General features: G+C 38.9%; 16 protein-coding genes. 4 read left to right on the forward strand and 12 right to left on the reverse strand.

Annotated features, from left to right (window positions below; genetic code table 11):
- Nucleotides 1–178 precede the first annotated feature (178 nt).
- Nucleotides 179–802 (forward strand): Crp/Fnr family transcriptional regulator, encoded by a 624-nt coding sequence (locus AB5I83_RS06285; protein WP_448973692.1) that lies wholly within the window; start codon nt 179–181, stop codon nt 800–802.
- Here the strand turns inward: AB5I83_RS06285 and AB5I83_RS06290 are convergent.
- From AB5I83_RS06290 to AB5I83_RS06315, 6 genes are all read right to left on the reverse strand, one after another.
- On the reverse strand, nt 799–1,422 hold the full coding sequence (locus tag AB5I83_RS06290; protein ID WP_448973694.1) for a Crp/Fnr family transcriptional regulator: 624 nt from the start codon (nt 1,420–1,422) through the stop codon (nt 799–801). The two genes, AB5I83_RS06285 and AB5I83_RS06290, sit on opposite strands and share 4 nt — an antisense overlap.
- A 260-nt stretch (nt 1,423–1,682) precedes the next feature.
- The gene (locus AB5I83_RS06295; RefSeq protein WP_448973696.1) at nt 1,683–2,057 is read right to left on the reverse strand and encodes a hypothetical protein; all 375 of its coding nucleotides are present in this window, start codon (nt 2,055–2,057) and stop codon (nt 1,683–1,685) included.
- Between the two features lie 93 nt (nt 2,058–2,150).
- Nucleotides 2,151–4,085, reverse strand: coding sequence for an FtsX-like permease family protein (locus AB5I83_RS06300; protein ID WP_448973698.1), 1,935 nt, complete (start codon nt 4,083–4,085; stop codon nt 2,151–2,153).
- Complete coding sequence (locus tag AB5I83_RS06305; protein WP_448973700.1) at nt 4,075–4,839, reverse strand: ABC transporter ATP-binding protein; 765 nt, start codon at nt 4,837–4,839, stop codon at nt 4,075–4,077. The genes AB5I83_RS06300 and AB5I83_RS06305 overlap by 11 nt, the downstream gene beginning before the upstream one ends.
- 262 nt (nt 4,840–5,101) lie before the next feature.
- Nucleotides 5,102–6,097 (reverse strand): sensor histidine kinase, encoded by a 996-nt coding sequence (locus tag AB5I83_RS06310; protein WP_448973702.1) that lies wholly within the window; start codon nt 6,095–6,097, stop codon nt 5,102–5,104.
- A complete protein-coding gene (locus tag AB5I83_RS06315; protein ID WP_448973704.1) occupies nt 6,090–6,791 on the reverse strand; it encodes a response regulator transcription factor in 702 nt (233 codons plus the stop codon). The genes AB5I83_RS06310 and AB5I83_RS06315 overlap by 8 nt, the downstream gene beginning before the upstream one ends.
- A 278-nt stretch (nt 6,792–7,069) precedes the next feature.
- Between AB5I83_RS06315 and AB5I83_RS06320 the strand changes: the two genes are divergently transcribed.
- Nucleotides 7,070–8,485 carry a PQQ-dependent sugar dehydrogenase gene (locus AB5I83_RS06320; protein WP_448973706.1) on the forward strand — a complete coding sequence of 472 codons (1,416 nt, stop codon included), beginning with the start codon at nt 7,070–7,072 and terminating at the stop codon, nt 8,483–8,485.
- A 138-nt stretch (nt 8,486–8,623) separates the two neighbouring features.
- Here AB5I83_RS06320 and AB5I83_RS06325 read toward each other — a convergent pair whose 3' ends face one another.
- Nucleotides 8,624–9,628 carry a DUF3231 family protein gene (locus AB5I83_RS06325; protein ID WP_448973708.1) on the reverse strand — a complete coding sequence of 335 codons (1,005 nt, stop codon included), beginning with the start codon at nt 9,626–9,628 and terminating at the stop codon, nt 8,624–8,626.
- A 225-nt stretch (nt 9,629–9,853) separates the two neighbouring features.
- Nucleotides 9,854–10,060 (reverse strand): ChaB family protein, encoded by a 207-nt coding sequence (locus AB5I83_RS06330; protein ID WP_448973710.1) that lies wholly within the window; start codon nt 10,058–10,060, stop codon nt 9,854–9,856.
- A 181-nt stretch (nt 10,061–10,241) separates the two neighbouring features.
- Between AB5I83_RS06330 and AB5I83_RS06335 the strand changes: the two genes are divergently transcribed.
- Nucleotides 10,242–11,090 carry a DUF1206 domain-containing protein gene (locus tag AB5I83_RS06335; protein ID WP_448973711.1) on the forward strand — a complete coding sequence of 283 codons (849 nt, stop codon included), beginning with the start codon at nt 10,242–10,244 and terminating at the stop codon, nt 11,088–11,090.
- A gap of 246 nt (nt 11,091–11,336) precedes the next feature.
- Here AB5I83_RS06335 and AB5I83_RS06340 read toward each other — a convergent pair whose 3' ends face one another.
- Nucleotides 11,337–11,804, reverse strand: coding sequence for a hypothetical protein (locus AB5I83_RS06340; RefSeq protein WP_448973713.1), 468 nt, complete (start codon nt 11,802–11,804; stop codon nt 11,337–11,339).
- Between the two features lie 546 nt (nt 11,805–12,350).
- Here AB5I83_RS06340 and AB5I83_RS06345 point away from each other — a divergent pair.
- Nucleotides 12,351–12,599 carry a hypothetical protein gene (locus AB5I83_RS06345; RefSeq protein WP_448973715.1) on the forward strand — a complete coding sequence of 83 codons (249 nt, stop codon included), beginning with the start codon at nt 12,351–12,353 and terminating at the stop codon, nt 12,597–12,599.
- Between the two features lie 182 nt (nt 12,600–12,781).
- On the opposite strand, the gene AB5I83_RS06350 is transcribed toward AB5I83_RS06345, so the two are convergent.
- The 3 genes from AB5I83_RS06350 to AB5I83_RS06360 form a co-directional block, all read right to left on the reverse strand.
- Nucleotides 12,782–13,159, reverse strand: coding sequence for a VOC family protein (locus tag AB5I83_RS06350; protein ID WP_448973717.1), 378 nt, complete (start codon nt 13,157–13,159; stop codon nt 12,782–12,784).
- A gap of 73 nt (nt 13,160–13,232) precedes the next feature.
- A complete protein-coding gene (locus AB5I83_RS06355) occupies nt 13,233–13,685 on the reverse strand; it encodes a DUF4362 domain-containing protein (protein ID WP_448973719.1) in 453 nt (150 codons plus the stop codon).
- Between the two features lie 8 nt (nt 13,686–13,693).
- Nucleotides 13,694–14,371: a CPBP family intramembrane glutamic endopeptidase gene (locus AB5I83_RS06360; protein WP_448973721.1), complete on the reverse strand. Its 678-nt coding sequence runs from the start codon at nt 14,369–14,371 to the stop codon at nt 13,694–13,696.
- Nucleotides 14,372–14,477: the final 106 nt, after the last annotated feature.

Here is a 14,477-nt window from a genome sequence, read left to right on the forward strand (position 1 = left end):
TAATTGAAAATTCATAATGAATTGTAATACTAATTTTTGAACCTAACTGTAGCCTATTTAACGTTTTTCTAGATTTAGTTTTCATAAAAATCTAAATTGTCTAATAAATTATGGTTTTTTTTCACGGTTTCCCCTATGATAATGGTAGATATCAGCATCACCTAAGGGAGGTTATGGTATGGTTACGGTTTATGAAGAAGTTTTTCATTGGGAGAGTTATCTGAAATATGGTACTCGAAAGTTTTTCAGGAAAAAGGAATGCATCTACAAACAAGGAGATTATGGAGAAGGGTTTTATTACCTGCACAAGGGCCTTGTACGAATCGTAACAGAATCAGCTGCAGGAAAAGAAAATATGCTGAACATTGTCATACCGAATCAGCTATTAGGTGTCCAATCACTCGACCAAAAAACCCATTTCACCTCTGCCATCGCAGTTAAAGACTCTGTTGTTTATCACTTCTCAGCAGACGAGTTTCGCAAACTGATGATCATCCACCCAGAACTCTTCAAACTCTTTTCTAAAAGCGTCATTCATAAAATGAAAATCCTCTTAGATCGGATTAATTTGAATGCGCTTACATCTGAACAAAAACTAGCCGTTTTACTTCACAACATTTGCGATGAATTCAAAAATTATGAGATTCCTATATCTCAGCAAGACCTTGCCTGCTGCACAGGACTGACAAGAATCACCGTTTACAAGGTGCTCAAACAATGGCAGGAATCAGGAATCATTGAGATTGATAAGAGAAAATATTTCATAAAAAAACCAGATTTCCTTAGAAACCTGGTTGGTTAATCCACATGCGGATTACTGGCGATAGCACTTATTTTATCAAAGTCGATGATGATGATTTCCCGCTTCTTAAGCTCTATGTATCCGTTCTGCTTCCACTTTTGAATAATCTTGTTCACAGTTATACGGGACGTGCCAATGTATTTAGAAAACGCCGTCTGGTTCATCGAGGCATTCCCGTTTTCCTGAACAAGCTTGAGCAAATAAAACGCCATTTGCTGCTCTACCGGACTGTCCAGATGAGCAATGATTTCCGCAAGCGTCCTGAATTTATAAATCAACGAATCTGTATAAATTCCCGCCGCCTCTGGATGGTTCTTGCAAATTGTCGCAATGACATCATCGGAAAAATAATAAACCATCGACCGGCAAGTCGTCGTACCGCTCGTCAAATAAGGCTCCCCATGAACCCCATGTTCACCAAAAAGCATACCAGGCGGAACCATGTTGATGATCCGCTCATCTCCTTTATCAGAAAGAAGCGTAATCTTGATTTCACCATTTTTCAAATAATAGATTCCCCTGCCAGCCTCTCCCTGCAGATAGACAACCTTGTTCTTTTCAAACTCAAACAGCTGCCCATACGACAAATACGGTTCCCATAGATAACGAAGAACTTGCATATCATCACTTTCCTCTTCATTGGTGACTTTTCTAATAATTATGATAATTATACCACTTTGAAGAAGTGAAGCGGGAAAAAATAAAAGGATTTCAATGGAGTATTGGGAAGATGATTGATAGAAGGGGCAAGTAATATAGAGCAAAAGATGATCATGTTGCGGAAGAATTTCCTAGAGAGGCCACAGAGGGAATTAGCGGTAGTGACAAACTGGCCAAGCTTGCTCTCGACTGGTAAGCTTGGCAGCAAAAGAAGGATAGATTACGATTCCGAAGTTCTTTTCATAACCTCAAGTTCTCTCTCATTTCGCACTGCCTTTTCCCAGATGAAGTCCTGATCTTTTTCTAATCTTTTCATTTGATTTAGTACTTCTTGGTGCCTTAATTCATTTTTTGTTTCCATCTTGTCCATCTTTGTTTCCATTTGATCCATTTTTGTTTCCATCTTGTCCATTCTCAACTCAATAGATTCAAACTTTTGTCCATGTTCCTTTTGAACAGTTTGCATTTCCTTCATGTCCATTTGCATTCCATCCATACTTTTCTGCATATTACTCATACTGTTATGCAGGTTACCGACCATGGTAATCAGCTGCGACATCATTCCTTCTAATCGTTCAAGTCTTTCCTCTGTCATTTTTCTCACCTCCTTTTCAACATTATAAAATAAATCTGTCGATTAGGGTAGAAAAATAAACCGCCTTCCTCTTAAGAAAGCGGCTCTTTTGTGCTAATGTATCAACTGCGTCAACATTTTTTTCCTTGCATAAAAGAAGGATCCCACCTGGATGATCACATAAATTCCGCCAATTTGCAGGAAGTGCATCAAAATATCAGGGTTTTGCATGATTCCTCCGACATCTGTTGACAAAATAGCCAGGTACAAAAAGGCCAGCGTCGTTCCTAGAATGGTTGGTACGAAAAAGATTGTCGCTAATTCCCTGGTAACGTTTTGCTTAATCTCATCTGTTGACATCCCAATTTTATTTAGTTTCCGATACTTCATTTTCTCATTATCCATTTCGGAAAATAAATTCAGATATAACAATACAAAGGTGCCAAAAAAGAACATGATGCTTAAGAATGTGGTCACGTAGAACATCATTCCATTGGTCGTTTTGTTAGTTTGGTAGTCCCCGATTTTGGAGGCAACCCTAAACAATTCGGATTCTGCAGTATGCTCTATATCAGGGTAATCTATCGGTGGAGTTGATTGATTGTTAATCGTGAACTTCTCTTTTAAATCATCAACATCACTTTCACTCTGTTTCCAATTGTCAACTTGTATTAAATGCAGATTCAGTTCATACCCTTCCACTTTATCTCGTAGTTCATCAAAATCGTCCTGATTTACAACAATAAATTCATAGGAATTTGGCAGCAAATTGATCGTTCTTTCAATCACTTGATCCTTCAATGTATACGTTACAGCTTCCTCATTAATGGTTAACTTTATTGAATTAGCAATATCAGTATGAGCATATTCTGGTTCAGAGTTTAAATAAAATAAGTACTCATTTTTCCCCAACTTGACCTGGCTCGAGGTCAGCTTATTGAAATCATCCATAGCCATAATGTCATAGGTTAGGTAACCATCAACATATTCAAGTTTTTCATAATAATTTAATATTGGTATTTCAAGATGTTCCTCTATATTAAACAACCTATTTAGCTCTTTATCTGAAATCTTATTCTTCGTGTCTGTCTGAAAAAATGCCACATCATACGGGTTATTTTCAACCGCAGCCTTTTCCGATGCCTTGTAAAACGTCATTAATAACGTGCTATAGAAAATGGTGATCATGATCATCACTGTCACAAGCATGATGATTGATGTTAACTGCTTGAACTTGTAATCCAGGCTGCTCATGAACAGCAATCTTCGATAATAAAACCCAGGAAACTTTTTAGCGAGGCTGATCAGGAAACTGGCAGACTGGTTGAGTGAAATATACAGGCCCAAAAACATCGCCAATGTCCAAAGCGGCAGGAATGAACCAGACGAGTCCTCATAAGTTAAATACAGAATCAGCAGTGAACCTGACATCAATAGCAGACCGAAGCCGCCAATCAACGGACTTCTCATCTTTAATGTCTCCGCAAACCTGTTGCTTTTTATGCTTAAAATTAAGCTGCTTCTTAGCGTCTGGAACAGTGATTTACCGACTGCCAGCAAAAATACGGCTAGAAAGGCACCTATTGTGAACATAAACATTTTCCCAGAGAAATGAAATGGAACTTCCTTTAGATCAATCAAGTTCATTAATAGCATGAAAAATAGTCGGGAGAATACGGCTCCAGCCAGAATGCCTGAGAGAATGGACAGTATGGCAATCACACCATTTTCCAACACCAGCAACTTAGCAATGTCTCTTTTTGACAGGCCCAGAGTCATGAACAGTCCAAACTCACTTCTTCTCTGTTTGATGAAAACACTGTGGGCATAACTGATAAAGAAAACCGTAAAGATGATCAGTGCAGCACCAGGTATCGAAAGTGCATCCTGAAGACTCTCCAACTTCTTCCCTTGCTCAACCCTGCTATTAAAATAAAGTGTTGAAAACATAAAGAAGAACATCACGGCAAAGCCATTGCAAAGGTAATAAAAGATATACTTTTTATAATTCACTTTCGCCATCTTCCAGACAATTTGGTTAAATGTCATAGGTTCTCCCTCCAAGGACGGCTAAGTTATCCATGATACGGTCCAGGAACTCCTTCCTGTCCCCTTTTTTTACGATACTCGAATGAATCTTTCCGTCTTTGATAAAAACAACCTTTTGACAATAACTTGCTGAGAATACATCATGAGTGACAAGGAGGACTGTTGTCCTTAATTCATGAACGATTTTTCCAAAGCACTCCATGATGTTGGCGGAAGCTTTAGAGTCCAAATTCCCAGTTGGTTCATCAGCGAATAGGATGGCAGGATCATTTACAAGCGCCCGGCTGACTGCAGTCCGCTGCTGCTGGCCGCCAGATATATTGTAGGGATACTTTTCAAGAGTAGTCTGGATTTCAAAAAGTTGAGCGAGTTCCTGTACTTTTGCTTCCATTTCATTTGCCGGCTTTTTTTCAAGGACCATTGGCAGCATGATATTTTCCTTCACTGTCAAGCTGTCCAATAGGTTGAACTCCTGAAATACAAACCCAAGTTTACGGCGCCGGTAAAGGGCAAGTTCATTACCTGACATCTCGCTTATTTTCTGGCTGTCAATCGAAACTTCCCCTGATGTAGGCTGATCGATGCCGCTAAGAATGTTCAGCAAGGTAGTCTTCCCGCTGCCAGAAGGGCCCATTATCGCAACAAACTCCCCTTTTTTAACCGACAGGCTTACACCATCCAAAGCAGTCGTGGATCCATCGCCGCTCGATCCCCCATACACCTTCACTATGTTATTTGCTTCTAAAATAGCCATTCTTGATCCCCTCCAACTTTGCTTTTAGAAGTTGCGCCGCGTTCCGTCATTTCATTAGCACTTTTATACGGTCAAGCACATGATCAGACTTTAACATTTCCCATTTTTCCGTCTGAAGTCTCGCATTGGGTTTTGAACACATTATGTGTTCTTGTTAATTTATGGAAACCAGTTACCGCAGCCTTCTGATCATATCCTAATCTGTTCGTGATCAGACAGCCATCGATGACGCTAAAAAATACCTTACACTTTTGTAAGGTATTCAATCATTTTTACCTGCCAGCCACTTGATCCGGACTGTTGTTCCTTTCCCTAGCTGTGATTGGATTTCAATCGCAGCTCCAAGTTTGTCAGCAATTTTTTTACTGAGATACAATCCTATCCCAGTTGAGTTTGGATTTTTGCGTCCATTTTCACCTGTGAAAAATGGCTGGAACACTCGCTCAAGATCATAATCTGGCATTCCGACTCCTTGATCTACAATTGCTAAACAAATGTGCTCGGCTTTTCTCTCAATCTGAAAAACCAGCTTTTTGTTCCCGTCCTTTTCTCCAGAGTACTTAATGGCATTGGAGATAATCTGATCAATTAAAATCTCATTCCATTTGGAATCTGTAATAATGATTGCCTGCTCTTCCTCAAATTTAATGGAAGGGAAAATAGATTGATAAATCCACTCTCTTTTTCGTGAGTTTATTAGCTTCCTCAATGTACAGAGTAAATCAACAGCCTTAAGTTCAAAGTCATTTTCAAAGCTGTCCATCCTGATCATCGTCAGACCCTGCTCTATGGAAAAATGCAGCCGTTTGTTTTCCAGTTGAATTTTATCCAGCGCCTCTGTTTTTTCTTCTTTATTGATGATCAACTCGATCACCGAAACTGGCGTCTTTAAATGGTGCATCCAGTGAGACAGAAAATAGAGTCTCTCTTTATTTTGCTCGTTCAATTCTGTGTATTTTTGGGACTGTTCACCAACTGTCTTAGACAATAATTCCTTAAAGCCTTTCTGTTCCTCCGTGTAAGCTACGAGATGGGCGTCTTGGTTTCTTAACTGCCGTGCAACCCCCGAGTTCGCTGGGTAATACCGCAGCCAGTCGATCACTAAATAGACTAGCAGCAAAAACATCCCGATTGATATCGGGTAGAAAAATTCCGTACTCGCCGGTACATTAAGGTAGAAAAATAGCAGGATACTGGCCAAATTCAATATGTATAAAATGATCAACAGCAGACGGTCCTTTAAGAAGGCTTTAAGCATGTCGATCACCGGAAGGATACTGGAGTATATACCCTACTCCTCTCTTGCTTTTAATTAAATCCTTCAGACCCAGCTCAGACAGAATTTGTTTAATTCTCGTCATATTGACTGTTAGTGTATTGTCATCGACAAATGTAACCGAATCCCATACTTCTTCAATCAGCTCTTCTCTTGAAACATACGAATGATTCTTTTCCATCAATTTTTTCAACAGTTTAAACACGTTTTTGGAAAGCTCGACCTTCTTTCCCATATACTCGAGACTCATTGTTTTTTCGTCCAGGCATAATGGACCGACACATATTTTTCTGTCATCCTTCCCGGCATATTCTCCGTACACTCGTCGCAATGTTGCTTTGACTTTAGACTGAAGTATTTCAAATGTGAACGGCTTCGTGATAAAATCATCAGCCCCCAGTTCAATTGCCATGATTTGGTCCATTTCCTGGCTTCTCGCGGATATCATCAGAATCGGAACGGTGGATTTCTTGCGAAAACTTCTGCATAAATAATAGCCATCATAATATGGCAGGTTTATATCCAGCAAGACAAGATCCGGATGGACCTTTAAGAACTCTTCTTCTATATTGGAAAAATGCTCTGGCAAAATTACCTCGTATCCATAGCGCTCCAAATTTTCCTTAATCAGACCACAAAGCTCGTGGTCATCTTCAATTAACATAACTTTGTACATTTTCAGAACTCCTCTTTATCTAACACTCTCTTTCCCTAGTATAAATTTATATCATGATAAAATCAGCAGAATTTTCCATGAAGGATAAAAGTCATTGTCCATGTCTGTGAACATATTAAATTTTTTTCAGTGTTTGTTGATTTTTAGTCCTGCAGTATAGCTATGAAATGGCTATGCATTCAATAACGGTTTGGATAGGTCTTGATCCTAATTTAGTACTAATAGAAAGTCCTATTCATATCCTTATAAAAACATATCACAAGGTGGGGAGACAAAAGATGAGGAAAGTTAAGGTTACATTACGGCCGATTGTGAGCAGGATCAATTTGCCTACCGTGATTAAATCAGCCATTCTTCCGGGTGACTCAATTGATAGCTTATTTATTGCGACGCAGCCAGGAGAAATATTTTATATAAGGAACGGAGTGATAAAGAAATTTTTAGACCTTCGCCAGCGCGTCATTGAACTTGGTGTTTTAAGCGGAGGATATGATGAACGCGGACTGCTAGGGCTGGCGTTTCATCCCGAGTTTTTTAACAATGGCCTATTCTACCTTCATTATTCAGTAACGGGAACACAAGGCCCAGGTGCTCGTTCTGGCTCATATCGGCCGGATCCTTGTGACCTGGAAAGTGTAAGTCTTAAGTGGGAAAATAGAGAAACAGAATACGACCATATAGATGCAGTAGAAGAATGGACGCTTAGGTCGAATGGTCAGCCTCAAAGACGCCGGACGCTACTTAACTTAAGGAGGCCTTTTTCCAATCATAATGGTGTCAACAGCTTGAATTTTTCTCCTGAAACAGGAAGGCTCGTTTTAACAACTGGTGATGGCGGATCAGGTTATGATCCATTTAATTTAAGCCAGGATGATATGGAGATAGCCGGTAAGATAATTGAAATGGATATAAGGAGGGATTCACTTAATCCTAATCCACCCGCAATTTCCCGTTTTGATGAGCTCCCACCTTCAATACAGGAAAGTTTAACAGTTATTGCAAAAGGAGTCCGCAATATTCCAGGTATCGCTTATCAAAGGTTTTACAACCAGTACATCAAGTATGCTGGAAATGTCGGTCAGGATTTTGCCGAGTCGATTTTCTCTTTCATAAATTATCTACCTGTACCGGTGAGTCAGCTGACTCAAACTGCCGGGGAGACAACGGAATCGGAGAAAAAAGGGTTTATTAATTTAGGCTGGCGAGCCTGGGAAGGTGCTTTCCCTACTCCAATAATCGGTACCTGTTTAGAAAATCAGATGCAGAATCAGAAAACAATGGCGTTTTATGAAGAAGCAGTTCATACTTCAGTCCGTCGTCTGCAGCCCTTAACAGAATATTACCACCAAGAACCGCGATCGAATAAGTATGGTGGAACTGCCCTTACTGGTGTTCAACCATATATGGGGAACCAAATCCCTGAGTTATCAGGCAGCGTAGTGTTCACCGATCTTTCCCGGGCAAAAACGAATGAACAACCCGATCAAGGGTTCCTAGCTTATACCAAATTCAGGACAGATGGGCACCTGAATGATTTTTCAATTATCGATACAGAATATGACTTTGGCTCTCAATCTGCATATTATGTTAGTTTAGGAACAAATCAGAATCAAACCAGGTTGTTTTTAGGAGTCTACGGTTCAATGAAAGTGACAGACTATAACATGGGAACTGTCTTTGAAATTGTACTATGATTTATTTTTAACATGGCGATCCGATAAATGTTATAAACTTCCCTCCTAATAAATCACTTGCCTTAATAAAAACAAACTAACTGTATTCTTAACTGATATTAGTGTTAGGGACTTATCGTAAATGCAGCTCGCTCAAACTTACCGTTGTTTTCTGATCTCTTCTCTATCAATAGACTGAGGAGGCTTTTCAAACCAGCCATGATCAATTAAGTATCTCGCACCCTCTTCTGCAAATGAACCTAACCGAAGGATATAACCTTCATAAAGAACGGTCAAATCTTTCCTAAGTGATGCGGAAATTGCAAGCCCAAAATCACCTAAACCTATTGCACTTTGTGCATTCGTATGAAACAACATCAATTTATCAGAAAATGGGGGTTCTGTGCTTTTCGTAATTGTAGAATCCCACGTGGAGGGATAAGAATTATCATCTTCTTTTAGTTTTACTATTAAATCTTCAACAAGACTTTTACCTAAATTATAACCTTTCTTAAAATAGTCACTGATCGTTTTGGACCTGGCAACCTGGCTGAACCCCAAAAGGAGTGTTTTGGAAACATTGGCGACTTCGATATTAATCCCTAGATGTGCAACCTCTACTGCGAGGAGCGGTCGGCGGTGGCCAATCAGACCGCCGAGGAATTTTCTGTCTGTAATATAGTCGACTCTATCCGGATAGTCAATGTAGGGGGAACGGATGAAAACACCTTTTTCCTGCATCAGTTCTGTATTTCGGTCGTATAACTCCTCTGCTTGATTTAAAAACTCCTTGAATAAAGATCGGATATCTTTCCGAGCAGAAATTGACTTAGCCAGGCTAAAACTGTTCAAGCCTGTTCTTGCCATATGATGAAGGTAACGCATGTAAGTTACATCTGAAAATAGCTTTCTTGCTTCTAAATTTACATCTCGATCTCCAAAACCATCAGGCAAAGGTATACCCTCTTTTTGAAATAAATCAGATATTTTATCTACATGGTCGGAAGAATAGCTAAGAGCAAGCTCAATAATAGGTTTTACGTCCTGATCTTCGCATGTTTGCAAAAAATGCTTTAACACACAAATGGACATAGTATCACTTATATATGCACTCCACAGCATAGAAATTTCAGCTGACGTAATTTTAGTTAAATGTTCAACCATGTAAATTCAACCCCATAATATTTTTTCGTTCTTGGATATTATTTGCTAAAATTAGTGCAAAATACTAATATTTTCTCTAAACATACAAAAGAGCGTTCATCCAAATGGATCAACGCTCGGCAAAAGATCGTTTTTTACTCAATACAAGGTACTTATAGTATAGTGATGGTTGTCGCTAGACCCTCTTTCAAAAAGGCATTCAACAGCAGCGAATACATAAATCAATCAATCTTCTTCTTTTATTACCCATTCATCATCTTCATTCTTTTCATACTCATTCTTCACGGCGCTCCACGCTACTTTAAAGGCAGTTTCTTCTTCATCGTATTGCTCTGATGCTGAATTGAAAGCCTCTTTGAAAATTTCCTGGGCGTGGTGTGGCAGATTATCCTTTACTGCATCTGGCAGGTCTTTTAAAGAATTATAAGGCATCTTGATAACCTCCTCTTCGTTAAAATCTATCTTTTACTTTTCCCGCAATGGAGAGCGTTAAAACCATCCTAATCGGACAGGAACACTATAATAATCTGAATGGATACGTCCACTGGTTTCCTTTTCAGGTAAAAGGGGAACATCGTATTGTAAAGAGAATCATAGAGGATGTGTACAAGCCATGAATTCACAATCAACAATAGAAGTCAGAAATAAATTGAAGGAAGTAAAACCGTGGGTACGGCGGTTTGCTAGGTTTGGCTACATTGCCAAAGGTCTTGTTTACGGTATGGTTGGAGTGCTCGCTGCCCTGGCTGCATTCGGCCCCAGCGGTGATACGACTGGAACATCCGGAGCTCTTCAATCACTCGCTGCAATGCCATTCGGTGAAGTTGCCTTATGGTTCATCGGAATTGGCTTAATTGGTTACATTCTGTGGGACTTTATTAAAGCGATTAAGGATCCAGAAAATGAAGGAACAGATGCCAAGGGATTAATCAAAAGAACAGGCTATTTCATTAGCGGGCTGATTTATAGTAATTTAGCTTTCGGGGCGATTAAATTAGCAAGCAACACTGGTTCTGCCGGTGGTAAAAATTCAGAGAAAACGATCTCCGCTAAGTTAATGGAGCAGCCATTCGGAGTTTGGCTTGTCGGGATTGTTGGCGCAATCATTATCGGATACGGTGCTTATGAACTTTATAAGGGTGCAAAAGAAAAATTCATGAGCAAATTCAAGACTTACGAAATGAATGAAAAAGAACGCAAAATCGCGCGCCTTTCTGGTAAAATCGGGCTGATCTCAAGGGGCATCGTTTTAAGTATGGTAGGATTTTTCTTTATTCGAACCGCATACACAAACAACCCGAATGAATCAAAAGGGTTAGGCGGTGCACTAACAGAACTCGCAAACCAGCCATTCGGCCAATTTTTATTAGCAATTGTGGCAACGGGCCTGGTCTTATACGGAATCTACCAAATTATCAAAGGCCGCTACCAACATATGAATTTTGGTTACAAGGGAAAATAGATAGATACGGAATAAAAGCTAGTACGGATACGAAATGCCGTATTAGCTTTTTCTGTGATAAGCCTGAATGGGAGAAATAGCATATATAAAAACGGTGTAACCATTATTTAAAACAAGTGATTGTTCGCAAAACGAAAGCGTCCAGAAACATAATGATGAAATGAGTGCAGTCAACAATCAGACCTCCTGTTTCATCTCAAAAAAAAAGCCGCCTGTTTGGCAGCCTTATAATGTTGTGAGAATCACTTATCTTCCATCATATTTCAACTTAATTTTTTCCTCTTTACCATTCCACTTAATGATTACTTCAAATGTAGTATCCTGATTATCCAAGGGTCTATAATCAGAACCCATCGGAATATGGGAAGTTCCTTCCCTTGAACTCGATGAAGTGAAGACCTCATTTACATCAATCGGTTCCCCTTCTAATACTTCTCGAACTGAGCTTCCATAATCATATGAGTATTCCACAGTACGCCCTAAATCTGGTTCATTGCCAATATACTTTACCTTTAAATAATGTTTTCGTTTATAGTTCATTTCATAATGGTTTTCGAATTTCTCATGATCTCGATACTCGACCTTCCCCTTTTGGACCAACTCCCCAGACCAGTGTTCACTCCTACCTTTAAACGACTGATAGTAATCCCTTGTAGTCGTGCAGCCAGTCAAGACAAATATAAAAATGAATATCAGTAAAGCTAACCGTTTCATCCAATGCCCCCTTTCTAAGCCCTTCCCAGTCAGCCTCGTACAATCTCGATTATCTTCTTTGTGGTAATGATGGATGCAGGAAAGAGGATTACAATGGAAAAGCCAATTTGTAAAATGAATATCAGGAGCCCATAAGGCACAAACATCATTTCAATATATCTAAAGAAATAATCAAATATGAATATATAACACAAGAAAAATATCACAGTTAATAGTAAATAGACAAAGTTCTTTCCCAAAGCTGCCCTCCTCTTTATGAAAAGTACTTGATAGCAAAATGTCGCCTTTAATGGGCAGCGCAAAAAAATAGTTAATCGCCATACTTCTCATACCATTGTTTTTGCTATTCTCCATTTCTCTACATCTTCTTTTAAACAAAAAAATACAAAACATGCTTAACCACTTTATGAATTAACAAAAAATTGAAACTTTTCTAAACCCTATACGTAACTATTACAAAAGGAGGTCATCGCAATCGGTAAAACAATAAGCTTTATTGCTACTTTGGTAATCATCGGATTAATTAATATCGGAGCAACCTTAATAATGGATTTTGGTTTTATAGAGGTTTCAGTTTTCGTAGCCCTGGCCAGCACATTCCTCATTTACTTCTTTAGTTCAACAGGAGGATTCACAAGCCGAAGTATTGATATGCAAGTCCAAGGTGAAACAGGCATTAAAATGAATCAATCACCTGAAAAGTTTTCACCCTCATATGCATTTTACGCATCGATCCTTTATTTAATTGGATCAGTTATAGCCACATTCTTTATGTACAAGGATTACTTTCTTTAATAGATTGAGATCAGAGTATGGAATCACTTATCTTCCATACTCATTTTTAATATACATTCGATACCTTACGCTGAAAAATTCGATAAAAGTTGACATATCCCTTCTTTTTTCCAATAAATCTCCTTGGTAATAATAAGCAAAAATAAAAAGCCGCTCTATAGTTTAAAAGCGGCTTCAAGGATTCATTTTTCCATAACAGCAAAATAATTTTCTTCATCATCAGCAAAGTTAAATACCCTGCCTGAAGGCATGTTCACAATTTCCCCGACTACAACATTCCTATCAGCTAAATGACTGCGGAATTCTTCAAAGTTGTCAGCATATAACATTAAAGATGGTGTACCAAGATTAAGTCCAGGCGACATTTTTGCTACAAATTCTTTATTATGCAGGACGATGCTAGTTTCTGAACCTTTACTTGGAGAAATTTCAATCCATCTAAACCCCTGTCCATTATCTTCTTCTGCATTGACAACAAAGCCCACTTTTTCAGTCCAGAATCTCACAGCTGCATCCTGATCATTTACATACAACATGATTTGACCGATTTTTTTTATCATGATAATTTCGCTCCTTATAAATAGTCTATAGAGAGTTTCTGCATTTATAGGCGCGAATCCTCCTGCTTAATTATTAATCTTCAATCACCAGGATCACTACATCCTCTTTTTGGCTGCTGCATTCCTCCAATACATAGTCGGTGCGTGAGTCTCTCTTCACCACAGCTATTCCTTTACAGGTTACTTCTTCAATACTTCCTGTTCCGTATCCGTCTCTAGTAGAATCATAGGTCGAGTGGATTTCTGTCCCATCGAATTCCAAGTCGTGGAGCATAGGTGCTCCCTCGGTTGTATAGTTAACGATCCTGATTTTATCTTTTTGATCTTGCTCTATGTGGTCCACAAATAGATAAAACCTCTCTAGATTCGTGATGTCTCCATGCATATCGACTATATCATCGTGTGACTGAATGTATTCAGGTGGGTCACTAACTTCTGTTGGAATAGTTCGCTCTTTCGTTTGACATCCTGTTGCGATGAAAAGGATGAATAAAATAATAAAGCGCCTTTTCACATAATCTCCCATTCTATTCCTCATAAAACAAATACATAAATGGATAACAAAGCAACCGAATTGGCTAAAATATGTGCTAAGGTCGCAATATAGATGCTTCTTGTTTTTGCAAAAATGATTCCAAATAAGACACTATCGATAAATACACTCATTAAGTCGACCATAACAACAGTTGTTTCGCCAGTTGCAATATGCATGACGGCAAAGAGCAAAGACGTGACAAGGATGGCCACCCAAACCGGCATAAGTTTACTTAAGCGTGCCTGAATTAATCCTCTAAAAACAATTTCTTCACCAAAGGCCAGTAAGACAATACTTAGAAAAAGTATTGGATTCAAATCGCTGAAATCAAGCGGAACCCTGCCAAGAACATGCTCCAGTACTTGCGGGAAAAATTTTGGATAAGAAAAAAGGTAGAATAATTGCATAACAATCCCGACAAGCAAAATGAGCATCCATGATTTCTTCATTTTCTCTGAAAAATTGGCAGTCCGAAAACCAATTTCCTCTTTCGTTCTTTTCCTTACCTTTCTTTCAACAAGAAAATAGACGATTGGCGCTATTGCCATGATCCCTTTTAAAACTGGAATAAAAAGAACAGATACAATCATAAGACCGATAATAATGTATAATTCAATGTTCTCCCTTTTTGTAAAATCGACCTCAGCAGCAGCCTTTTCTTGGGTCTTAATCTCCATGAATAAACCTCCCCCTTATCTAGTCAAATATTACCATGATTTTCCTCAGTTTCGATACCACTTTTTCATATTTATGTGTGCCATCGTTTAGGAGTGGGTAATCTGT

The sequence above is a fragment of the Mesobacillus sp. LC4 genome, from assembly GCF_053543455.1.